The following is a 22,363-nucleotide window of genomic DNA, read 5'->3' on the forward strand; positions in this document are numbered from 1 at the left end:
GGATGCCCCGACCGTGGGCATGGTCGCCCCATGCGCCTGCCCGAGCCAGGGGGCCCCCTGACCTCCGCCCTCTGCACCGACCTGACCAGCGGCGAGCTCGCCGCCGCGACCGTCGAGCTCGCCGAGCGGTCCGCGGCCACCGCGGCCGACCCCCTCCTCGACGAGGACCTCCAGCTCGCCCTCGCGATCTGCTACGAGCTGCACTACCGCGGCTTCGACGGCGTCGCCGAGACCTGGGAGTGGGACCCGGAGCTGCTGCGGCTGCGCGCCCACCTGGAGCGGGCGCACACCGCGGCGCTGCGCGCGCTGGTCGGCGAGCTCGAGGTCACCGACGAGCCGGTCGACCGGCAGCTCACCGCCCTCATCGCGGCCGACGACGGCCCCTCGCTGTCGTCGTACATGTCGCGCAGCGGCTCGCTGGAGCAGTGGCGCGAGTACCTCACCCTGCGCTCGGTGTACCACCTCAAGGAGGCCGACCCGCACACCTTCGCCGTCCCCCGGCTCTCGGGGCGGGCGAAGGCGGCGATGGTGGAGATCCAGGCCGACGAGTACGGCGGCGGGTCGGCCGAGCGCATGCACAGCCGGCTGTTCGCCGGCATGATGCGCGACCTCGGTCTGGACGCCGGCTACGGCGCGCTGTGGGACGACGCCCCGGCTGCCGCGTTCGCCTCGGTCAACACGATGTCGCTGTTCGGCCTGCACCGGCGCTGGCGGGGCGCGGCACTCGGGCACCTGGCCTGCGTGGAGATGACCTCCTCCGAGCCCTCGCGCCGTTACGCGGCAGGACTGCGCCGGCTGGGCTACGACGGGACGACGACGGTCTTCTACGACGAGCACGTCGAGGCCGACGCCGTGCACGAGCAGATCGCCTCGGTCGACATGTGCGGCTCCCTGGTGGCCGAGGAGCCCGCGCTCACCGCCGACGTCCTGTTCGGGGCGGCGTGCTCGCTGGCGATGGACGGCCTGGCGGCCCGTCACCTGCTCGGCGCCTGGGAGGCCGGCCGGTCGGCCCTGCGCCGGGAGCGGCCCCTCGCCGCCTGAAGCCGCTCCGGGTGGACTCTGCGGTCCGGCTGCCGATGACAGAGCCGGAGCCCAGGAGAGGACGCCGATGAGGATCCGCAGCACCCGCACACCGGAGGTCGCCGCACCGACGGGGCCGCCGCCCCGGGACAGCGAGGCCCTCGAGCACGTGCTCGAGGCCCTCGACGCCGGCGTGACCGGCGAGGCCGACGCCCACCGGCGCGTCGTGCGGGCCCTCGGCGAGGCGCTGGAGCTGCCCTACGCCGCGGTCTGGCTGCCCGAGCCCTCCGGCGGGTTCCGCCTCGACGGCGAGTTCGGCCGGCTGGCCGGGAAGCTGGCACGCGACCCGCGCAGCGGCGCGGTGCTGCCCGCGACGTCGGCCCTGGTGCAGCGGGCGACCGTGACACGGGTGGCCGTCGCCAGCGCCGACGGCGGGCCCGACGCCGCGCGGCGCCGGGACGCCGCCGCGGCCCTCGGCACCCCTCAGGGAGCGTGGCTGCCGGTGCTCTCCGGCGACCGGCTGGTCGCGCTGCAGGAGTTCTACGCCGACTTCCCCCTGCCGTTCCTGGGCGCCCGGGGCCAGAAGTGGACGTCGCTGAGCCGGGTCGCCGCGCACGCCCGGCAGGGTGCCGTCGCCACGGTCGCCCTGCGCGAGGCCGTCGACGACCGCATGGCCGTCGCCGAGGTGGCCAAGGGCCTCGGGCAGGCGCAGGACGCGCGCGCGGCGGTGCGGACGGCCCTCGACACGGTCCGCGCCGCGTTCGGCTGGGCCTACGGCTCCTACTGGGAGCTCGACGAGGAGGAGCGCGTGCTGCGCTTCGGCGTCGAGTCCGGCTCGGCCGGCGAGGAGTTCCGGCGGGTCACCGTCGCCGCGAGCTTCGCCGAGGGCGTCGGGCTCTCCGGGCGCGCCTGGCGGGCCCGCGACCTGGTCTTCGTCCGCGACCTCGCCGACGTCCCCGACTGCGTCCGCGCACCGGCCGCCCAGCGGGCCGGCGTCCGCTCCGGCGTGTGCTTCCCCATCGAGGTCGACGGGCGCGTCACGGGGACGATGGACTTCTTCGTCACCGACACCGTGGACCTGTCCGAGTCCCGCGCCTCGGCGCTGCGCAACGTCCAGCAGCTGGTCTCCCAGCGCATCGAGGTGCTGCGGCGCACCGAGCTGGACGCCGAGAACGCGCGGGCCCTGCTCGACACCGTGGCCCAGCTCCGGGAGGCGGCCGCGGACGCCGGCCGGGTGGCCGAGGACGCCGTCGCCCGGGCCTCGGCCATGACCACCGAGGTGGAGGCGCTGAGCCGGGCGTCGGCCTCCGTCAGCGACGTCATCCGGATCATCTCCTCGATCGCCGACCAGACCAACCTGCTGGCGCTCAACGCCACGATCGAGGCCGCCCGTGCCGGGGAGCTGGGCCGCGGCTTCGCCGTCGTCGCCGGGGAGGTCAAGGACCTCGCGCGGGAGACGGCCGCGGCCACGCAGCGGGTCTCCTCCCAGATCACCGGCATCCAGACCAGCACCGGGTCGGTGTCGGCGGGCATCCACGCGACCAGCGAGGTGATCGGTCAGCTCGACGCCGTCCAGGCCCGGATCGGCGCTGCGCTCGAGGCGCAGGAGCGGATGGCCCGGACGTTCGAGGGACGCTGAGCCGCTAGGCCGTGTCGGTGCCCGGGTCGTCGTCCCCCCGGGCCTCGCGCAGGATGCGGGCGGCCGGCCGCGGGCGGCTGGGCGCGCTCGGGGCGGAGAACCCGGCGCGCTTGTGCGAGCCGTCGCAGAACGGCTTGATGCCGGACTTCCCGCACCGGCACAGCGCGATCGTCTCGCGGCCCGGGTCGATCTCGTTGCCGTCCTGGTCGAGCAGGCGGAAGTCCCCGCGGACGATCAGCGGGCCGTCCCGGTAGGGCGTGATGGTGGCGCCGCGCTCCGACGTCGGGGCGGGGTCGTCGGGGCTGACGGGGCGGGGCTGCGACACGCCCCTCCCCTGCCCCGGCCGGACCCCGCGCACACGCGCGTCACCCTCCGGGGGCTACCCGGTCAGGGCCGGTCCTCGCCCCAGCGCACCCACGACGCCAGCAGCGGGTGCTCCGCTGCGAACTGCTCCGCCGCGCTGCGCTCCCGGGCCGTGCGCCGCGGGTGCGGGTGGTCGCGGTGGTGCAGCTCCTCCTCGCACCGGCAGTGGCTCAGGTAGTGCTGGAGCGCCGCGGCGGGGTCGACCCGCCGACCGCGGGCGGCCACGTCGTGGCGCGCCTCCCACTCGGCGGCCAGCTTCTCGGCCACCGACATGGTGTCCGCAGCCGACGAGCGCTCCGGTGAGCGGTGGACGGGGTCCGACATCGCGCTCTCCTCCCGGACGGTGGGCCCTGCCCCGATGGTCCCCCTGTCCGGGCCGTGCTTCCAGCCCCCCGCCCACCGCGGGGACGCCCGCGCCGCGGTGGACCTCAGGCCCCGGAGGCGGGCTGCCCGTAGAAGACCTGCTCGACGACGCTGCGGGCCTGCCGGGTGGCCCGCCGGTAGTCGTCGAGGAACTGGCCCGGGTCGGCGTCCGGGCCGTACCCGCTCGCCCGGGCGACGCCGGCCAGCTCCACACCCGGCCGGGGCAGCTGGTCGCTGGGCCGGCCGCGCACGAGGAAGACCGCGTTGCGCGCCCGGGTGGCCAGCTCCCACGCCCGCTGCAGCGCCTCGGCGTGCTCGCTGCCGAGCAGACCTGCTTCGCGCAGCGCGGTCAGCGCCCCCACCGTCGAGGTCACCCGGAGCCCGGGGTGCTCGCCGGCGTGCTGCAGCTGCAGCAGCTGGACGGCCCACTCGACGTCGGCGAGCCCGCCGCGGCCCAGCTTGGTGTGCGTGGTCGGGTCCGCGCCGCGCGGCAGCCGCTCCCGCTCGACCCGGGCCTTGATCCGGCGGATCTCGGCGACCTGCTCGGCCGTCATCCCGTCGGCCGGGTAGCGGATCGGGTCGACGAGCTCGACGAAGGCCGCACCGAGGGCCTCGTCACCGGCGAGGGGCTCGGCCCTCAGCAGCGCCTGCACCTCCCACACCGACATCCAGCGGTCGTAGTACTCGCGGTAGGAGTCCAGGCTGCGCACCAGCGCGCCCTGCCGGCCCTCCGGGCGCAGGTCGGCGTCGACCTCGAAGGCCGGGTCGGGGGCCGGCTCACCCAGCAGCCGGCGCAGGGTGTGCGCGACGGCGTTGGCCGCCGCCGTGGCCCGGCCCTCCTCCGCGCCTGCGCGCGGCCGGTGGACGAACAGCACGTCGGCGTCCGAGCCGTAGCCCATCTCCCCGCCGCCGAGCCGGCCCATGCCGATGACGGCGATGTCGGTCGGGAGGTCGCCGGGTGCGGTGCCGGTCCCGGCGGCGTGCGCCCGGATCGCGACGTCCAGGCCGACCTGCAGCGTGGCGACGGCGATGTCGGTCAGCGCCCGGCCGACCTGCTCGACGTCGAGCAGGCCCAGCAGGTCCGCGGCGGCGACCCTCAGCAGCTCGGAACGGCGCAGTCCACGCACCACCCGGATGCCGTCGGTCGGGTCCGCGGCCCGCCCGGCCGCCTGCCGCCAGGCCGCGGCGAGCGCGGCGGCGGTGCGCGGGCGCAGCTCGTCGTCGGCGGCGAGGATCCGCAGCGCCTCGGGGGTGCGGGTGAGCAGCGAGGCGACGTACTGGCTCGAGCCCAGCAGCGCGGCCAGCCGCTCGGCGACCTGGCCCTCGTCGCGCAGCAGCCGCAGGTACCACTGGTTGCCGCCGAGCTCCTCGCTGACCTTGCGGTAGGCCAGCAGCCCGGCGTCGGGGTCGGCGCAGTCGGCGAGGGTCTGCAGCACCACGGGCAGCAGGTACTTCTGCATCGACGCCGACCGCGACACCCCGCCGGTGAGGGCGGCCATGTGCCGCAGCGCGCCGTCGGGGTCGGCGAAGCCCAGTGCGCGCAGCCAGTCGCCGGCCGCCTTCGACCCCAGCTGCGCGGCCTCCGGCGGCACCTTGGCCACGGCCGAGAGCAGCGGCCGGTAGAAGAGCTTCTCGTGCAGCCGGCGCACCTCGCGGGTGTGCAGCGACAGCTCGGCGTCCAGGACGGCGACGGCGTCCCCGCGGTGGTCGGGCTTGTACCCCAGCGACCGGGCCAGCCAGCGCAGCTGCTGCTCGTCGGTGGGCAGCAGGTGGGTGCGGCGCAGCCGGAGCAGCTGCAGCCGGTGCTCGACGGTGCGCAGGAACCGGTAGGAGGCGATGAGGGTGTCGGCGTCGTCGCGGCCGACGTAGCCGCCGGCGCGCAGCGCGTGCAGTGCCGGCAGCGTGCCGCCGACCCGCAGCCGCACGTCGGCCCGCCCGTGCACCAGCTGCAGCAGCTGGACAGCGAACTCGACGTCGCGCAGCCCGCCGCGGCCCAGCTTGAGCTCGCGCTCGGCCTGCGCCGGCGGGATGTTGTCCAGCACCCGGCGGCGCATCGCCTGCACCTCGGCGACGAAGCCGGGGCGCTCCCCCGCCTTCCAGACCAGCGGGAACAGCTCCTCGACGTAGGCCCGGCCGAGGTCGGGGTCGCCGGCGACCGGGCGCATCTTCAGCAGCGCCTGGAACTCCCACGTGCTGGCCCAGCTGCGGTAGTAGGCCGCGTGGTTGGCCAGCGTGCGCACCAGCGCGCCGGCCTTGCCCTCGGGCCGCAGCGCGGCGTCGACCTCCCAGGCCGCCTCGCGGCAGATCCGCATGAGCGCCGCGGCGACGCGGGTCGCGCTCTTCACGGCCGGGCCGGCGTCGACCTCCTCGCCCGCCTGCCCCGAGGGGCCGACCGGCTCGGCCACGAAGACCACGTCGACGTCGCTGACGTAGTTGAGCTCCCGGCCACCGGTCTTGCCCAGCGCGATGACCGCCAGCCGGCAGGCGGCGGCGTCGGCGGGCTGCTCGGCGACGGCGACGGCCAGCCCGGCGGTGAGCACCGCGGCGGCGATGTCGGCGAGCTCGGCGGCGACGTCCTCGGCGGCCAGGCCCTCGCCCAGGTCGCGGCCGGCGACGGAGAGCACCGCCCGCCGGTAGGCCAGCCGCAGGTCGGCGACCCGCTGCGGGCTCGCGTCGGGCGCGGCCTTCCCCAGCCGCACGCCCCACGGCGGGTCGTCGGGGTCGGCGCCGACCGCGACGAGCATCTGCCGCTCCAGTGCCTGGGGCGTGGGCCGGGTCGGTCCCCTGGACGCGCCGTCGCCGTCCCCGTCGAGGACGGTCCAGTCACCGGGGTGGGCGGCCAGGTGGTCGGCCAGGCCCGAGCTGGCGCCCAGCACGCTCAGCAACCGGGCGCGCAGCAGCGCCGAGCCGCGCAGCCGGGCCAGCAGGGCGGCGGCCGAACCGCCGGTGGGGTCGGCCCGGTCCAGCGACTCGATCAGCCGGCGCAGCGAGCGGACGGCGAGGTCGGGGTCGCCGGTGCGGGCCAGCGCGGAGACGACCGGGCCGGCCTCGGGGTCGGCGGGCTCGTTGCGCTCGAGGTCCCACAGCCCCATCTCCGGCTCGGACAGCAGGCGGGCGGCCCGCTCGCCGTCGAGGAAGCCGAAGCGCACCAGCCGGACGACGGCCCGGCGCGGGATCTCCGGTGCGCTGCTGGCGGTCACGCCGTCCCCGCCCCGGCCGTGGCGCGGCTGCGGACGAGGTCGGCGAAGCGGCCGGCGAACGGCGCCCACGCCTCCTCCAGGTCCGGGTGCACCGCGGCGGCGCGGACGCAGATCGTCTCGCGGTCCAGCCCGCTGGCGGCGACGCCGACGGTGTCCTGCTCGGCCCACTGCGCGACCATCTCGGGGGTCGTCTCGATGTGGAACTGCAGGCCGTAGACGTGCCGGCCCACCCGGAAGGCCTGGTGGGCGTAGAACGGGTTGCTGGCCAGCAGGGTGGCCCCGCGCGGCAGCTCGGCGATCTCGTCGTGGTGGAACTGGATCACGTCCGGGCTGAGCGGCAGGGGCCGGAACAGGGGGTCGGCGTCGGCGGCGTCCCGCTTGGCGACGAGGGTGGCGCCGACCTCCGGGCCGTCGACCCCCTTCCGCACGCGGCCGCCGCCGACCTCGGCGAGCAGCTGGGCGCCCAGGCACACGGCGAGGGTCGGGACGTCACCGGCCAGCGCCTCGGCCAGCAGGCGGCGGACGCCGACCAGCTCGGGGCTGGTCCGCTCGTCGTCCATCGCCGACTGCGGGCCGCCGAGGACGAGCAGCCCGTCGAACCCGTCGAGGGTCTCCGGGAGGTCGTCGCCGGCGCCGAGCCGGCGCTCGTCGACCTCCAGCCCGGCCTGCGCCAGCCAGGCGCCGAGCCGGGCCGGCGGATCGGTCTCGGAGGGGACGACGACGAGCAGGCGGGCCACGCGCCGAGCGTAGTTGGCGTCCCTCCGGCCACTTCCGCGGAAACCGCCGGAGTGGCCACCCTCCAGGGTCCCGCCGGCCCTGTCCCGGGCCCCGCCCCGAGCGTGCGAGGGGTGGGCAGCACGGGGTCCTCCCACGGGGCGAGGGGGGAAGGGTGGTCCTCCTTCACAGGCCGGGCAGGTACCGCTTGAGCTCCCACGGGGTCACGTTCTGCCGGTAGGCGTTGAACTCGGCCCACTTGTTGCGCAGGAAGAACTCGAACACGTGCTCACCGAGGGTCTCGGCGACCAGCTCGCTGCCCTGCATCGCGGTGAGGGCCTCACCGAGGGACACCGGGAGGTCCTCGTAGCCGGCGGCGCGGCGCTCGGTGTCGGTGAGCGACCAGACGTCGTCCTCGGCCTCCGGCGGCAGCTCGTAGCCCTTCTCGATGCCGCGCAGCCCGGCGGCCAGCAGGACCGCGAAGGTCAGGTAGGGGTTGCACGCGGAGTCGGGCGAGCGGACCTCCACCCGCGCCGACTGGCCCTTGTTCGGCTTGTACGAGGGCAGCCGCACCAGCGCCGAGCGGTTGGCCCGGCCCCAGGTGGCCGCGGTCGGCGCCTCGGTGCCGGCCAGCAGCCGCCGGTAGGAGTTCACCGTCTGGTTGGTGACGGCGGTGTACTCCTTGGCGTGGGTGAGCAGCCCGGCGATGAACTGCTTTCCGGTGGTCGACAGCTTCATCGGGTCGGCCGGGTCGTGGAAGGCGTTGCGGTCGCCCTCGAACAGCGACAGGTGGGTGTGCATCGCCGAGCCGGCCAGGTCGGTGAACGGCTTGGGCATGAACGTGGCGTGCACCTCCTGGCCGAGCGCCACCTCCCGGACGACGTGCCGCAGCGTCATGATGTTGTCGGCCATCGACAGGGCGTCGGCGTAGCGCAGGTCGATCTCCTGCTGGCCGGGCGCGACCTCGTGGTGGCTGAACTCCACCGAGATGCCCATCGCCTCCAGCGCGAAGACCGCCTCCCGGCGGAAGTCGTGGGCGACGTTGTGCGTGGAGAGGTCGAAGTAGCCGCCGGTGTCGGCCGGCTCGGGGGCGCTGCCGTCGGTCGGGAGGTCCTTGAGCAGGAAGAACTCGACCTCGGGGTGGGTGTAGAAGGTGAAGCCCATGTCCGCGGCCTTCGACAGCGCCCGCCGCAGCACGTGCCGGGGGTCGGCCCAGGACGGCGAGCCGTCGGGCAGCGTGAGGTCGCAGAACATCCGGGCGGTGTCGCTGGCCTGCCCCTTGGCCGCCGGCATCACCTGGAAGGTGCCGGGGTCGGGCTTGGCGAGCATGTCGGACTCGTAGACGCGGGCGAAGCCCTCGATCGCCGAGCCGTCGAAGCCGATGCCCTCGGCGAAGGCGGCCTCGATCTCGGCCGGCGCCACGGCCACGGCCTTGAGGTAGCCCGAGACGTCGGTGAACCACAGCCGCACGAAGCGGATGTCGCGTTCCTCCAGGGTGCGCAGGACGAACTCCTGCTGTCGGTCCATGCTCGGCATGATCGCGTCCAGTCGTTTCCAGGGTGTGACGTCGTCCCCAGCCTGCCCCCTCGGCGGCCCGGCGACACCCATGGCGCGCCTGGGACCTACCCGGCCAGCAGCTCCAGCGGTGTGTCGGGATCGGCGAGCCGGGCCGGCTGCACCTGCCGCCGCGACCGGATCAGCTGCTGGATGGGCGCGGTGACGTCCCAGACGTCGACGTTCATGCCGGCGGTCACGCGGCCGTCGGCAGTCCAGAAGGCGATGAACGCACCGTCGTCCGGGTTCCCGCGGCAGACGACCGTGTCACCGGGTCCGGCGAGCCCCGAGTACTCCATGCCCAGCTCGTACTGGTCGGTGAAGAAGTAGGGCACCCGGTCGAAGACCACCTCCTGCCCCAGCATCGACCGTGCCGCCGCCGGGCCCTGGTGCAGGGCGTTGGCCCAGTGCTCCACCCGGACGTGGCGCCCGTAGAGCGGGTGGAAGGCCGCGGCGACGTCCCCGGCCGCGTGGACGTCCGGCGCGGAGGAGCGCAGCGCCTCGTCCACGACGACTCCGTTGTCGACCTCCAGCCCGGCGGCCGCCGCGAGCCGGCTGTCGGGGACCACGCCCACGCCGACGACCACCACGTCGGCGGGCAGCCCGGCGTGGCCGTCGGTGACCACCGTGGTCGCCCGCCCGCCGGACCCGCGGATCTCCCGGACGACGGTGTCGGTGAGCAGCTCGACGCCGTGGTCCCGGTGCAGTCGCGCGAACACGCGGCCCATCTCCGCGCCCAGCACCGCGTGCAGCGGCGTGGGCTGCGGTTCGACGACCGTGACGGTGTTGCCGTGGGAGCGCGCGGCGGCGGCCACCTCGAGGCCGATCCAGCCGGCGCCGACGACCACCACCCGGCGTCCCCCGCCGGCCAGGTCGGTCCGCACCCGGTCGGCGTCGGCGAGCGTGCGCAGGTACCGGACGCCGTCGAGGTCGGCACCGGGCACCGGGAGCCGCCGGGGCGAGGCGCCGGTGGCCAGCAGCAGCCGCGCGTAGCCGAGTTCCTCGCCCGTGTGCAGGGTCAGCCGGTGCGCGGCCGGGTCCAGCCGGGTGGCGCGGACGCCGGTGCGCAGCTCGACGTCGTGCTCGGCGTACCACCCCGCGTCGTGCACGAAGGCGCTGTCGCGGTCAGCGCGGCCGAGCAGGTACTGCTTGGACAGCGGCGGCCGCTCGTAGGGCCGGTCGGGTTCGGCGCCGACGAGCACGACCGGCCCGTCGAACCCCTCCTCCCGCAGCGTCTCGGCGGCCTTGGCGCCGGCGAGCCCGGCGCCGACGACGACGAACGGGTCCTGGATGGGCACGGGGTCCTCCTCCCCGGGGCGGGTCAGGTGGTTCCGGTGAGTGCGAAGAACTCGGCACGGGAGCGCGCGTCGGAGCGCAGCACCCCGTGCAGCGCGGAGGTCACGGTGCGGGCCCCGGGAGCCCGGACGCCCCGCAGCGACATGCACAGGTGTTCGGCCTCGACGACCACCCCGACCCCCCGCGGGGCCAGGTGCTCCTGCAGCCAGTCGGCCACCTGCTGGGTCAGCCGCTCCTGGACCTGCAGATCGCGGGCGAAGAGCTCGAGCACCCGGGCGAGCTTGGACAGGCCGAGGATCCGCGCGCCGGGCAGGTAGCCGATGTGCGCGACCCCCGAGAAGGGCAGCAGGTGGTGCTCGCACAGGGACTGCAGCGGGATGTCCCGGGCGATGACCAGCTCGTCGTAGCCCTCGTCGTTGGGGAAGGTGGTGAGCTCGAACTGCCGGCCGGTCAGCAGCTCGGCGTAGGAGCGGGCCACCCGTCGCGGCGTCTCGGCCAGGTGCGGCGACGCCGGGTCCCGGCCCAGCGCCCGGAGCAGCGCGGTCACCGCCGCCTCGGCGGCGGGGAGGTCCACCGTCCCGGTCTCCCGCACGACGCGGAGTGCGGGGAGAGGGTCCTCGGTCGTCACCGCCGCCAGCGGCCCGGCCGCGGTCACGACCGGTCCCCGGCGGTGCGGCCCGGCGCGTGGCGCACCGCGAGCCGGGCCAGGGCGACGGCGGCGACGAGCAGCCCGACGTCGCGCAACGCGACGTCGTAGAAGCCGGGGACGGTCAGCAGGTCGACGATGATGCCGGCGAGCCAGGCGGCCACCAGCCAGCCGCCGAACCGGGGCGCGACGGCGACCACGACACCGGCGGCGATCTCGACGACGCCCACGGCGTACATCACCTGCTGCGCGGTGCCGGGCAGGAGGTCGTCGATCCAGGGCGCGAGGTAGCCGGGCCAGTCGGTGAGCAGGTTGGCGAACTTGTCCAGGCCGAAGGCGATCGGCGCGACGGTGAACACCGTCCGCAGCAGCAGGAACGCCTGGTGGGCCGGGTCGGCGGCGGTGGCCCGGGGCCGGGTGAGGTGGATCGTCATGTCGGACCCTTCTTCTAAAACCAGTGATGGTTAGAAGTAGAGACCTGCGTCACTCCCGTGTCAACGGCCGCCGTCGCCGGACACCGCCGGCTCCAGCCGGACGCAACAGCGGTCGGGGGTCGGTGCCAGGCGGGCGGCCCAGCCGGTGCCGGGGACCGCCTCCAGCAGGCCCTCGAGGAGCTGCAGGTTCATGCCGCAGACCAGGTCGGTGTGCTCCTGCACCAGCGCGTGGAACGGGCAGTTGGCCAGGGTGGCCGCGGCGCCGTCGAGGCGGGGCTCGAAGCCGTGCTCCTCCAGGGCCGCCACCACGCGGTCCCGGGCGGGCGCGCGCGTCGCCTCGTCGGGCGCCGGCACCGCCATCGCCCGGCCCCGCGCACGGGCGCGCCGGCTCAGCACCACCCGCGGCGGCTCACCCGACGCGTCCGCCTCCTCGACCGCGCCGGCCAGGAGCTCCCCCGCCAGGTCGTACCGGCGCTCCGGCAGGGAGACCCCGAGCGTGCGCTGCGCCCGCCGGTAGAGCTTCGCCGGGCGGCCGGCGCCCGGCCCGGTGCGACCCGTGCGCCGCTCGTAGTGCACGTCGAGCAGGCCGTCGGCCACCAGTCGGTCGAGGTGGAAGGCCGTCGTGCCGCGCGGCACGCCGAGCGCCGCCGCGGCCTCGTCCCGGCTCACCGGACCCGGCTGCCGGACGACGTGGTCGTAGAGCCGGCGACGGGTCGGCTCGGCCAGCGCCGCGACCGCGGCGACGTGGTCCTCCATGCCCGGATTCTAAGACCGACCGCCATCGGTGGAAGACTCCTCGAGCCGGGCGTGCAGGCGGTCCCGCCCCGAGGGGTGGGACCGGGACCGCACACCTCGAGGAGGGACGTCCCTCCCCCGGTGCTGCTCGACCGGTGCCGAGGTCCGCGCCGCCGGAGGAGCCGGAGGACCTCCGCGGGGCCGCAGTCGATCTACGCTGGGAGCGCCATCACGAGGGCGGCGCGGCCACGGGCACGACCGGCGCGTCCGGCCGCGACGCCGCTGGCGGAGGGCGAGATGGACGTCGTTCTCGCACTGGTCGTCGTCGTGGTCCTCGGACTGCTGGTGCTCGTGGGCGCGAGCGTGCGGGTGGTGACCCAGTACCAGCGCGGGGTGGTCCTCCGGTTCGGCCGGCTGCTCGGCGACGCGCGGTCGCCCGGCCTGACGCTGATCGCCCCGGGGATCGACCGGATGCACAAGGTCAACATGCAGATCGTGACCATGCCGGTGCCGGCGCAGGAGGGGATCACCCGCGACAACGTCACCGTGAAGGTCGACGCCGTCGTGTACTGGCGGGTGTACGACCCGGTCCGCGTCGTCGTGGACGTGCAGAACTACCAGGCCGCCATCGGCCAGGTGGCCCAGGCGTCGCTGCGCTCGATCATCGGCAAGAGCGAGCTCGACGACCTGTTGTCCAACCGCGAGCGGCTCAACCAGGGGCTGGAGCTGATGATGGACAGCCCCGCCGTCGACTGGGGCATCCACATCGACCGCGTCGACATCAAGGACGTCGCCCTGCCCGAGTCGATGAAGCGGTCGATGTCCCGCCAGGCCGAGGCCGAGCGCGAGCGCCGGTCACGGGTGATCACCGCCGAGGGCGAGCTGCAGGCCTCGCAGAAGCTCGCGCAGGCCGCGCAGGTGATGGCCGCCCAGCCCGCCGCGCTGCAGCTGCGCCTGCTGCAGACGATGGTCGAGGTGGCCGCGGAGAAGAACTCGACGGTCGTCCTGCCGTTCCCGGTCGAGCTGCTGCGCTTCCTGGAGCACGCCACTCCCCCGCCGCCGGCCGCCGCGCCCCCGGCCGACGGGCTGCCCGTGCCCCGGACGACGGTCCCGCCGGTGACCACCGGCTGAGAAGGGACCCCCTGCCCCCCACCCCTCGCAGGCTCGCGGTGGGCCCCTGCAGGGGCGCCGCCGCCCTGCCCCGCCTGGCCGCGGATCGGGCGCCCGGACCAGGATGGGCACGTGAGCGAACCCGTGCAACTCCGCGTGGCCCTGGCCCAGGTCGACACCCGGGTCGGCGACATCAGCGGCAACGCCGAGCTGGTGACCCGCTGGACGGCGGACGCGGCGCAGGCCGGCGCCCACGTCGTCGTCTTCCCCGAGATGACCCTGACCGGCTACCCGGCCGAGGACCTCGTGCTCCGCGAGTCCTTCGCCCGCGCCAGCGAGACCGCGCTGGTGGACCTCGCCGCCGACCTCGCCGACCGGGGCCTGGGCGACACCGCCGTCGTCGTCGGCTACCTGGCGCACACCGAGGGCAGCGGCCCGGCGCCGGCGGAGTCGATGCCCGGCGAGGACGACCGCCCGGCCGACGCCAACCCGCGCCACGGCGCCCCCCGCAACGCGGCGGCGCTGCTGCACGGCGGCGAGGTCGTCGTCCGCTACCACAAGCGGCACCTGCCCAACTACGGCGTCTTCGACGAGGCCCGGTATTTCGTGCCCGGCACCGAGCTCCCGGTGGTGCGGCTGCACGGCGTGGACGTCGCGCTGACCGTCTGCGAGGACCTGTGGGTCGAGGGCGGGCCGTGCGGCGTCGCCGGGCAGGCCGGGGTCGACCTGGTGCTCTCCCCCAACGCCTCGCCCTACGAGCGGGCCAAGGACGACCTGCGGCTGCCGCTGGTCCGCCGCCGGGCGGCCGAGGCGCGGGCCACCGTCGTCTACTGCAACCAGGTCGGCGGCCAGGACGAGCTGGTCTTCGACGGCGACTCCATGGCCGTCTCGGCGGACGGCGAGCTGCTCGGCCGGGCACCGCAGTTCGTCGAGCACCTGATGTGCGTGGACCTGCGGATCGACCCGTCGTCCGTGCCGGAGCGGCGCGCGGGCCGGATCGGGCCGATGACGGTGACCCGGCACGTGCTCTCCGAGGAGCCGGTGCCGGCGTTCGAGCCGCGGGCGGCGTCGGTCGCCGAGCCGCTGTCGGACCCGGAGGAGGTCTGGCGGGCGCTGGTGCTGGGCCTGCGGGACTTCATCGACAAGAACGGCATGCCCTCGGTGGTGCTCGGCCTCTCCGGCGGCATCGACTCCGCCGTCTGCGCCGCCCTCGCCGTCGACGCGCTCGGTCCCGACCGGGTGTACGGCGTCGGCCTGCCCTCGGCGTACTCCAGCGAGCACTCCCTGGCCGACGCGGAGGACCTCGCGCGGCGCACCGGGCTGCACTACTCGGTCGTCCCCATCGCGCCGATGGTCGACGCCTACCACTCGTCCGTCGAGCTCAGCGGCGTGGCGGCGGAGAACCTGCAGGCCCGGGTGCGGGGCACGCTGCTGATGGGGCTGTCCAACCAGCACGGGCACCTGCTGCTGACCACCGGCAACAAGAGCGAGGTCGCCGTCGGCTACTCGACCCTCTACGGCGACTCGGCCGGCGGGTTCGCGCCCATCAAGGACGTGCCCAAGACGCTGGTCTGGGCCCTCGCCCGGTGGCGCAACGAGCACGCGCGGGGCCGCGGGGAGACCGAGCCGATCCCGCAGAACTCGATCGACAAGCCGCCGTCGGCCGAGCTCGCGCCCGGCCAGGTCGACACCGACTCGCTGCCCACCTACGAGGAGCTCGACGCGGTCGTCGCCGACTACGTCGACCGCGACCTCGGGATGGCCGACCTGCTCGAGCGCGGCCACGACCCCGAGGTGGTGGCGCGGGTGCTGCGGCTGGTGGACGCCGCGGAGTTCAAGCGCCGCCAGTCCGCGCCCGGAACGAAGATCAGCCTCAAGGCGTTCGGACGCGACAGGCGGCTGCCCATCACCAACCGGTGGCGGGAGACGCTGCCCACCGTCCGCGAGGGAGCGGCATCACACTCATGACCGAATCTGTCCTGTACGGCGGGAAGTCCACCGCCCGGGTGCGGGTGCACCACCTGCAGCAGGCCAAGGAGCGCGGCGAGAAGTGGGCGATGCTCACCGCCTACGACACCTTCAGCGCGGCCATCTTCGAGGAGGCCGGCATCCCGGTGCTGCTGGTCGGTGACTCCGCCGGCAACGTCGTCCTCGGGCACACCTCGACCGTGCCGGTCACCGTCGAGGACATCCTGGTGATGACCAGGGCGGTCACCCGCTCGACGAAGCGGTCGCTGATCGTGGCCGACCTGCCGTTCGGCAGCTACGAGGCGTCACCGCAGCAGGCGTTCGCGACCGCCGTCCGGATGATGAAGGAGGGCGGCGCGCAGGCCGTCAAGCTCGAGGGCGGGGTGCGGGTCGCCCCGCAGACCAGGATGCTGACCGGGAACGGCATCCCCGTCATGGCACACGTCGGGTTCACGCCGCAGAGCGAGCACGCCCTGGGCGGGTACCGGGTGCAGGGCCGGGGCGCCGGGGCCGAGCAGCTGCTGGCCGACGCGCACGCCGCGCAGGAGGCCGGCGCGTTCGCCGTCGTCCTGGAGATGGTGCCGGCGGAGATCGCGGCGCAGGTGACCAAGGAGCTGACCATCCCGACCATCGGCATCGGCGCCGGCGTCGACTGCGACGCCCAGGTGCTGGTCTGGCCGGACATGGCCGGGCTGACCACCGGGCGGGTGCCGCGCTTCGTCAAGAAGTACGCCGACCTGCGCGGTGAGCTGCTGCGCGGGGCGCGCGAGTACGCCGACGAGGTGCGCGGAGGCGTCTTCCCCGGTCCCGAGCACTCCTTCGAGTAACCGGGCCGCTCGTCCCCGCGCCGGCCACTGCTGCGCTCCGCCGACTGCGCAGTTGCGGTCGCCGCCGGGATGGCCCCCCCTGCAGGGTCCCGCCGCGAGCATGCGAGTGGGGGGTGCAGGGGGGTCCTCTTTCAGACGTCGGTGACGCGGATGCCGGCGTGCGCCTTGTACCGGCGGTTGACCGACACCAGGTTGATGGTGAGCGCCTCGACCTGGCGGGCGTTGCGCAGCCGGCCGGCGTAGATGCCACGCATGCCCGGCAGCCGGCCGGCCAGCGCCTGGACGGTGTCGGTGGCCTCGCGGACGTCGCCGACCACCATCACGTCGCCGTCCAGGGTGGGCCTGGAGAGGTCCTCCAGCAGCCGCGCCGACAGGTGGTGGAACGCGCCCACGACGTGCGAGTCGGGCAGCAGCGCGGCCGCCTGCTGGGCCACCGAGCCCTCGGGGACGTCGAGCACGTAGGCCCCGAGCTCGTCGAAGGCCATGGGGACGACGCAGTCGACGACGACCTTCCCGGCCAGCGGGGTGGCGAGCTCGGCGAGGGTGGCGGCGTGCCCGGCGTACGGGACGGCCACGACCACGAGGTCGGCCGCACCGGCGACGTCGACGTTGGAGCCGCCGGTCACCGAGACCTCGCACCCCCCGGCCGCGGCGGTGGCCCGCTCGGCGACCTGCGCGGCCACCTCACCGGCCCGCTCGGCGTCCCGTGAGCCGAGCAGCACCCGCTGCCCGGCCGCCGCCAGCCGGACGGCGAGCCCCCGGCCCTGCGGACCGGTGCCGCCCAGCACCCCGACGACCAGCTCCTCCACCGAGCGTCCGTCCGACACGTCCCACCTCCTGCGCGCGCCGGACCCCCCGGCGTCCCGGAGGGATCATGCCCGGGCGACGGGCGGCCCCCCGGCAGGGTCCCGCCGCCGGCCCGGTGGCGCACTGAAGGCCCCCTGCAGGGCCCCGCCGCGAGCCTGCGAGTGGTGGGGGCAGGAGGTCCTCCCTCAGCCGCCCTCCCGCCAGGCGCGGTCCTCGGCGGTCAGCCGCTCCTCGCGCTCGGCCACCGACTGCAGCGCGTGCTCGGCCTCCTCGCGGGTGGCGTACGGACCCAGGCGGTGCCGCTCGGCGCACCCGTCCCGGTCCTCCACGGTGTGGTGCTTGAGGCAGTAGAACCACGGCCCCTGCGCCATGTCGTCCTCCCGGTGCGTGGCCTTCCGACGTCAGGCTCGACGGTAGGCGCAGGGGGGCCGGACGACACAGTACGGATCCCTACTGGAGCCGGGCACCGGCCCCGCCGGCGCTACGCCCGCCGAACCAGTGGACGACCTGCAGGGCGGTCATGGTGCAGCCGCTGCTGCGGTCGGACGTCGTCGGTGCCCCCGGAGGCCGCCGTCCGGCCCCCGGTCGAGCTGCCAGCCGACCGCCGCGCGGTCGCCGCAGGTGGGGCAGGCGGTCCAGGTGATGCGTTCGCCGGGCACGCCGCTCCTCGCTCCGTCCGGCCCCGGTCGGGCTGCCGGGACCGCGAGCGGTCCGGTCCGGGGCAACGAGGCAGGCCGCGGGAGGGTGTGCGCACCCGGCGTGTCGGACCCCGGGGCGTCCGCCGGCGGCGGGTCAGACGTCGACCATCACCTGGTCGTGCCGGGCGTAGAAGGCGGTCATCTCCTCCGGCGAGAGGGTCCGGCCGCTGCGGCGCAGCTCGGCCATCTCGGCGAAGAAGTGCTCCCGGGCGATGCCCGGCGCGAAGAGGATGAGGAAGTCGGCCGGTTCGTCCCCGTCGTTGCGGAAGCCGTGCACGCCTCGCTCGTGCACCAGCGCGAAGTCACCGGCCGAGCACGGCCGCCAGGCGCCGTCGGCGTAGACCGTCAGCGTGCCTGCGAGCACGTAGAACGACTCGGAGAACGTCTGGTGGTAGTGCGGCGCGGCCCCGGGACTGTGCGGCGCGAGGCGGTACTCGACCAGACCGAAGCGGCCCGCGGTGTGCGAGCCGGGCGCGACCATGCGCAGTGCGCTGGGACCCCCTGCCTCCACCATCGGGTGCTCGGCGAGGGTGCGGACGACGACCGTGCCGGGCTCGGGGTGGGACACGGCGTCACCCTGGCACCGGCGTGCGGCGGCGTCGACCCGTCCCGGCCACTGGGACGGCTGGTGACGGAAGTGCAACGAGGGTTCCAACGGAACTGCGGAGTACGGCATGCTGCCTCCGTGAGCGGGCCGCGACGCAAGGACACCGACACACTGCGGGGGAGGTACGACACCTCCGTCAGCCGGGGGCCGGAACACCGGATCGCGGCGCTCACCCTCGCCGCGCTCACCTGCGTCGCCGGCCTCATCGGCACGGTGAACCTCTGCGTCGACGGGACGCTGCACCAGGGCGCCACCCGCACCACGTACACGGTCGCGATGGCCGCGTGCCTGGTGGCCGCCGCCGCTCTGGCGGTCCGCCAGCGGGCCGGCCGGTGGCAGACCCTCGGGCTGGTGGCGCTGACCGAGGTGGTCTACGTGATCGTCGTCCTCAGCGTGTCGCAGCCGGCGCAGGCCACCCCGCTGATGCTGCTGTTCCCCTCCTTCGTCGCGGCCTGGTTCCTCGGCCCCTGGATGCTGGGCGCCACCATGCTGGCGACGGTGGCGGCCTGCACCGTCGCCCTGGGCCACACGTACGACGGCGCCCTGTCGATCGCCGTGCAGGTGGTCATCAGTGCCGGCGTGCTGAACACCGCCGCCTTCGGCGTCTACGTGCTGCGCCGCCGGGTGCAGCGGCTGCTGGAGGCCACCCGGGCGCTCTCCCACCAGGACCCGCTCACCGGGTTGGCCAACCGCCGATTCCTCGTCGAGCAGGCCCCGCGCGTGTGGCGGCAGGCCCGCCGCGAGGGGTCGCGGGTGGCCGCGATGGTCCTCGACCTCGACCACTTCAAGCAGCTCAACGACGCCCACGGGCACGCCGCCGGCGACGCGGTGCTGCGCACGGTGGCGTCGTCGCTGGCGGCCACCGTGCGGCCCACCGACGTGCTGGCGCGCACCGGCGGCGAGGAGATGATCGTGCTCGGCCTGGTCAGCGACCCGGCCGAGGCCCACCGGCTGGCCGAGCGGCTGCGCGCGGCGGTGCGGACCAGCCGGACCGACGACGGCCACTCGGTGACCGCCTCGATCGGCATCGCGCTGACCCGACCGGTGGACGGCGAGGACGCCGCCGACGCCATGTGGCGGCTGGTGGACCGCGCCGACGGGGCCATGTACGAGGCCAAGCGGGCCGGCCGCGACCGGGTGGCCGCGGTGGTGCCGCGGCAGCGCTCCGTGCGGCTGGCCAACAGCGTCCCGCCCGCCGGCCGCGCGGCGGGCTGACGGAGGACCCCTCCGCCCCCCCCCGGCCCCTCCGGCCGCCTGCAGGAGCCCGCCGCGAGCCTGCGAGCGGTGGGGCGCAGGGAGTCCTCCTCCTGCAGGGGGCGCCCCGCTCGAGCGGTGGGGACGCCGGTTCTCTGCTCCACTCTTCCCATGCCGCTCGTCGCGCCGGACCCGACCCGGACGGTGCCCCTGCCGCTCCGCGAGCAGGCCGACGTCCGCGACCGGTGGCTGACCCAGCGGCTGCTGGACCTGCTGCCCGGGCTCATGGACCGCGCCGGCATCGACCTGTGGCTGGTGGTGGGCCGCGAGTACAACGAGGACCCGGTGCTGGCCACGCTGCTGCCGGCCACCTGGCTCTCGGCCCGCCGGCGCACGATCCTCGCGCTGCACCGCAGCGACGACGGCGTCACCGCGGCCGCGGTCTCGCGCTACCCGGTGGGGCAGTTCCTGCCGGCCTGGTCGCCCGAGGACGGCGGACGCCTCCCGACCGAGGACACCCAGTGGGCCGAGGTGCGCCGCATCGTCGAGCAGGCCGCGCCGGAGCGGATCGGCATCGACGTCTCGGCCGACTTCGCCCTCGCCGACGGCCTGTCCCACACCGAGCACCGGCTGCTCACCGAGGCGCTGGGACCGTGGGCCGACCGGCTGGTGCCGGCCGAGGACCTGGCGGTCGGCTGGCTGGAGACGCGGCTGCCCGAGGAGATCGCCGCGCTCGACCGGCTCAACCACCGGGCGCGCGAGGTGGTCGAGGAGGCCTTCTCCCCCGCCGTCCTCACCGCGGGCGTCTCCACCGCCACCGACCTCGCCTGGTGGATCCGCCAGCGGCTGACCGACCTGGGCGTCGAGCCGTGGTTCCACCCGGTGGTCGACGTGCAGCGCGCGGGGGTGGCGCCGCTGCGCGGGGAGGCCCTGCTGCCCGCCGTCCCCTACGACGTGCCGGTGGAGCCCGGCGACCTGGTGCACTGCGACGTCGGCCTGTCGAGCCTGGGCCTGAAGACCGACAGCCAGCGCAACGGCTACGTGCTGCGCCGGGGCGAGACCGAGGCGCCGGCCGGGCTGCGCCGCGCGCTGGCCGTGGGCAACCGGCTGCAGGACCTCACCACCGCGCAACTGGTGCCCGGCCGCACCGGCAACGAGGTGCTGGCCGCGGCCCGGTGCGCCGCCGCGGCCGAGGGCATCGACGGCGTCATCTACTCACACCCGGTCGGCGTGCACGGCCACGGGGCGGGGCCGGCGATCGGCCGCTGGGACGACCAGGACGGCGTCCCGGGCGCCGGTGACCGGGTGCTGCACCCCGACACCGTCTACGCCCTGGAGCTGTGCGTGCGGGTGCCGGTGCCCGAGTGGGGCGGCCAGCCGGTGCGCATGGCCCTGGAGGAGGGCGTGGCCCTGACCGACGACGGCGTGACCTACCTCGGCGACCGGCAGACCGAGCTGCTGCTCATCCCCGGCGCCGGATGGCCCGCAGGAGGAGCTCCCCCGGCCGCACCACGGCGCCGGCGACCCGGGTGACCGGGCTCGTGGTGAGCACCTGGTCGGCGAAGGCGCCGCGCACCCGGCCGGGGCCCGGGGTCGGGGTGTCGAGGATGTCGGTGCCGTCGTCGGGCCGGTCGGTGGTCTGCAGCTGCCGGCCGGTCACCGACAGCAGCGCGTCGGTGAGCGCGGGGCTGAACCGCTGCCCGGCGATGAAGCCCAGCGCGGCGTCGCCCACCGGGACCTCCCGCCGCGGGTGCACCGACGCGCGGACGACGGCCTCGGCGACCAGCTCGGGCGCGTACACGGGCGGGGGCGGCTTGGGCATCGAGCCGAGCTTGGTGCGGGCGTGCTCGAAGAACGGCGTGGCGATGCCGGCGGGCAGGATCTGGCTCACCTCGACCGGCGACCCCGCCTCGGCCAGCTCCATCCGCAGGCAGTCGTAGAAGGCGCGCAGCGCGAACTTGCTCGCCGAGTACGGCGCGTGCAGCGGGACGGCGCGGTAGCCCTCCACCGAGCCGATGCCGATCAGCACGCCCCCGCCGGCCCGCTCCAGCGCCGGGACGGCGGCCTGCGCGGCGGCCACGTGGCCGAGGTAGTTCACCTCGGTGACCCGGCGGAACTCGTCGAGGTCGATCTGCTGCACCGACCCCCAGATGCCGACGCCGGGCACGGTCACGAAGGTGTCGATCCGGCCGAAACGGGCCTCGGCCGCGTCGACCAGCGCCCGGACGGCGGCCTGGTCGGTGATGTCGGTGGGGACGGCGACCGCCTCCGCGCCCTCCCGCGTGAGCTCCTCGACCAGCGTGCCGAGGGCCTCCTCCCCGCGGGAGGCGACGACGATCCGGGTGCAGCCCTGCCGCACGAACTCCAGCGCCGTCGCCCGGCCGATGCCGCTGGAGGCACCGAGGACGACGACCGCCTGCTCGCTGACGGGACGTCGGGTGTCGGCCATGCCGTCGGGCTACCCGCGACCCGCCGCTGCGGAACGCAGGGCGCACCCGGGCGGACAACGCCCGAGCGTCCTGTGCCTGGGCAGCCGAGCTGCGCTCGTGGGGCCGACCGTGAGCGCCATGACCCGGGCGGTTGCTCCCCTGCGGTCGTGCAGCCCGCCCTGCGACGCCCATCGAGCGCCTCTTCCGGGGGTGGGCATCCGGAAGAGGTCGCTAGAGTCCGTTCGTGGGCACCTCTCCCATGGCGCGATCCGCCGATGGCGGCCACGGCAGCCGGCGCCCGTCCGTCGAGCACGCGTAGTGGACCCGGACGACTGGTCCAAGGTCGTGCTCGCGGCGATCCCGGTGGTGGGCGCCGTGGCGAAACTGCTCCGGGGGGCCGTCCCGGGCCGCCGCGGTCGGCTGGTCAGCGACGCCGACCTGCTCGCGAAGCTCCCCCCGGACAGCGACGCGTACAAGCGCATGCTGGGGCACCTCGACGACGAGGTCGCGTGCATCATCGAGGAGGAGGACAGGCGGCGCCGTGACGTCGTCGGGGTCGTGCTGGGCGTGGCGCTCCTGGCCGGGGCCGCAGCCCTCGCCGTCTCGGCGTGGCACAGCGACCGGGACGTGTCCCCGTTCCTGTGGGCGGCAGCGGCGGTCGTCGCCCTCCTCGGCACGGTCGGCCTGGTGCAGGACGCGATGCCGCAGGCACGGGACGACGCGGGCCGACCGATCAGGTAGCGCCGACCTCCCGGAGCG

The 22,363-nt window shown here is 75.5% G+C and carries 21 protein-coding genes; 8 read left to right on the forward strand and 13 right to left on the reverse strand.

Features of this window, described 5'->3' with window-relative positions; genetic code table 11:
- Positions 1–30: 30 nt before the first annotated feature.
- Entirely contained in the window at positions 31–1,041 is a 1,011-nt protein-coding gene (locus BLS21_RS14555; protein WP_091219627.1) for an iron-containing redox enzyme family protein, read from the forward strand.
- Between the two features lie 67 nt (positions 1,042–1,108).
- Complete coding sequence (locus BLS21_RS14560; RefSeq protein ID WP_091219630.1) at positions 1,109–2,659, forward strand: methyl-accepting chemotaxis protein; 1,551 nt, start codon at positions 1,109–1,111, stop codon at positions 2,657–2,659.
- 4 nt (positions 2,660–2,663) lie between these two features.
- Here BLS21_RS14560 and BLS21_RS14565 read toward each other — a convergent pair whose 3' ends face one another.
- From BLS21_RS14565 to BLS21_RS14605, 9 genes are all read right to left on the reverse strand, one after another.
- Positions 2,664–2,984, reverse strand: a complete 321-nt coding sequence (locus BLS21_RS14565) for a CDGSH iron-sulfur domain-containing protein (protein ID WP_091219633.1) — start codon at positions 2,982–2,984, stop codon at positions 2,664–2,666.
- A gap of 62 nt (positions 2,985–3,046) precedes the next feature.
- Positions 3,047–3,346, reverse strand: coding sequence for a hypothetical protein (locus BLS21_RS14570; RefSeq protein WP_091219636.1), 300 nt, complete (start codon positions 3,344–3,346; stop codon positions 3,047–3,049).
- 104 nt (positions 3,347–3,450) lie between these two features.
- Positions 3,451–6,585: a bifunctional [glutamine synthetase] adenylyltransferase/[glutamine synthetase]-adenylyl-L-tyrosine phosphorylase gene (locus tag BLS21_RS14575; RefSeq protein ID WP_091219639.1), complete on the reverse strand. Its 3,135-nt coding sequence runs from the start codon at positions 6,583–6,585 to the stop codon at positions 3,451–3,453.
- Positions 6,582–7,322 carry a type 1 glutamine amidotransferase gene (locus tag BLS21_RS14580; RefSeq protein WP_091219642.1) on the reverse strand — a complete coding sequence of 247 codons (741 nt, stop codon included), beginning with the start codon at positions 7,320–7,322 and terminating at the stop codon, positions 6,582–6,584. Before BLS21_RS14580 ends, BLS21_RS14575 begins: the two co-directional genes overlap by 4 nt.
- Positions 7,323–7,485: 163 nt before the next feature.
- Complete coding sequence (gene glnA, locus BLS21_RS14585) at positions 7,486–8,826, reverse strand: type I glutamate--ammonia ligase (RefSeq protein WP_091219930.1); 1,341 nt, start codon at positions 8,824–8,826, stop codon at positions 7,486–7,488.
- Positions 8,827–8,921: 95 nt separating this feature from the next.
- The gene (locus BLS21_RS14590; RefSeq protein ID WP_091219645.1) at positions 8,922–10,151 is read right to left on the reverse strand and encodes an NAD(P)/FAD-dependent oxidoreductase; all 1,230 of its coding nucleotides are present in this window, start codon (positions 10,149–10,151) and stop codon (positions 8,922–8,924) included.
- Positions 10,152–10,174: 23 nt separating this feature from the next.
- Complete coding sequence (folE, locus tag BLS21_RS14595; protein WP_245700424.1) at positions 10,175–10,804, reverse strand: GTP cyclohydrolase I FolE; 630 nt, start codon at positions 10,802–10,804, stop codon at positions 10,175–10,177.
- Positions 10,801–11,229 carry a DoxX family membrane protein gene (locus tag BLS21_RS14600; RefSeq protein ID WP_091219647.1) on the reverse strand — a complete coding sequence of 143 codons (429 nt, stop codon included), beginning with the start codon at positions 11,227–11,229 and terminating at the stop codon, positions 10,801–10,803. Before BLS21_RS14600 ends, folE begins: the two co-directional genes overlap by 4 nt.
- A gap of 60 nt (positions 11,230–11,289) precedes the next feature.
- Positions 11,290–11,985 (reverse strand): helix-turn-helix transcriptional regulator, encoded by a 696-nt coding sequence (locus BLS21_RS14605; RefSeq protein WP_091219650.1) that lies wholly within the window; start codon positions 11,983–11,985, stop codon positions 11,290–11,292.
- A gap of 276 nt (positions 11,986–12,261) precedes the next feature.
- On the opposite strand from BLS21_RS14605, the gene BLS21_RS14610 reads away from it, so the two are divergent.
- The 3 genes from BLS21_RS14610 to panB all read left to right on the forward strand — a co-directional run bounded on the left by BLS21_RS14610 (position 12,262) and on the right by panB (position 15,869).
- Positions 12,262–13,095 (forward strand): slipin family protein, encoded by an 834-nt coding sequence (locus tag BLS21_RS14610; protein ID WP_245700425.1) that lies wholly within the window; start codon positions 12,262–12,264, stop codon positions 13,093–13,095.
- A gap of 111 nt (positions 13,096–13,206) precedes the next feature.
- Positions 13,207–15,042: an NAD+ synthase gene (locus tag BLS21_RS14615; protein ID WP_091219653.1), complete on the forward strand. Its 1,836-nt coding sequence runs from the start codon at positions 13,207–13,209 to the stop codon at positions 15,040–15,042.
- Positions 15,039–15,869 (forward strand): 3-methyl-2-oxobutanoate hydroxymethyltransferase, encoded by an 831-nt coding sequence (gene panB, locus BLS21_RS14620; RefSeq protein WP_091219656.1) that lies wholly within the window; start codon positions 15,039–15,041, stop codon positions 15,867–15,869. The genes BLS21_RS14615 and panB overlap by 4 nt, the downstream gene beginning before the upstream one ends.
- A 131-nt stretch (positions 15,870–16,000) precedes the next feature.
- On the opposite strand, the gene npdG is transcribed toward panB, so the two are convergent.
- The 3 genes from npdG to BLS21_RS14635 all read right to left on the reverse strand — a co-directional run bounded on the left by npdG (position 16,001) and on the right by BLS21_RS14635 (position 17,942).
- A complete protein-coding gene (gene npdG / locus BLS21_RS14625) occupies positions 16,001–16,696 on the reverse strand; it encodes an NADPH-dependent F420 reductase (protein WP_091219659.1) in 696 nt (231 codons plus the stop codon).
- 165 nt (positions 16,697–16,861) lie between these two features.
- On the reverse strand, positions 16,862–17,047 hold the full coding sequence (locus BLS21_RS14630; RefSeq protein ID WP_091219661.1) for a hypothetical protein: 186 nt from the start codon (positions 17,045–17,047) through the stop codon (positions 16,862–16,864).
- Between the two features lie 421 nt (positions 17,048–17,468).
- Positions 17,469–17,942, reverse strand: a complete 474-nt coding sequence (locus BLS21_RS14635; RefSeq protein ID WP_091219664.1) for a cupin domain-containing protein — start codon at positions 17,940–17,942, stop codon at positions 17,469–17,471.
- 117 nt (positions 17,943–18,059) lie between these two features.
- Here BLS21_RS14635 and BLS21_RS14640 point away from each other — a divergent pair, with 117 nt between their 5' ends.
- The gene (locus BLS21_RS14640; RefSeq protein ID WP_091219667.1) at positions 18,060–19,196 is read left to right on the forward strand and encodes a GGDEF domain-containing protein; all 1,137 of its coding nucleotides are present in this window, start codon (positions 18,060–18,062) and stop codon (positions 19,194–19,196) included.
- A gap of 150 nt (positions 19,197–19,346) precedes the next feature.
- Positions 19,347–20,708: a M24 family metallopeptidase gene (locus BLS21_RS14645; protein ID WP_091219669.1), complete on the forward strand. Its 1,362-nt coding sequence runs from the start codon at positions 19,347–19,349 to the stop codon at positions 20,706–20,708.
- On the opposite strand, the gene BLS21_RS14650 is transcribed toward BLS21_RS14645, so the two are convergent.
- Positions 20,638–21,624 carry an SDR family oxidoreductase gene (locus BLS21_RS14650; protein WP_091219672.1) on the reverse strand — a complete coding sequence of 329 codons (987 nt, stop codon included), beginning with the start codon at positions 21,622–21,624 and terminating at the stop codon, positions 20,638–20,640. The genes BLS21_RS14645 and BLS21_RS14650 overlap by 71 nt on opposite strands.
- A 298-nt stretch (positions 21,625–21,922) precedes the next feature.
- Here BLS21_RS14650 and BLS21_RS14655 point away from each other — a divergent pair, with 298 nt between their 5' ends.
- Complete coding sequence (locus BLS21_RS14655) at positions 21,923–22,345, forward strand: hypothetical protein (protein WP_091219675.1); 423 nt, start codon at positions 21,923–21,925, stop codon at positions 22,343–22,345.
- Positions 22,346–22,363: the final 18 nt, after the last annotated feature.

The sequence above is a fragment of the Geodermatophilus siccatus genome (assembly GCF_900103785.1).
In the GTDB taxonomy this organism is placed as follows: domain Bacteria; phylum Actinomycetota; class Actinomycetes; order Mycobacteriales; family Geodermatophilaceae; genus Geodermatophilus; species Geodermatophilus siccatus.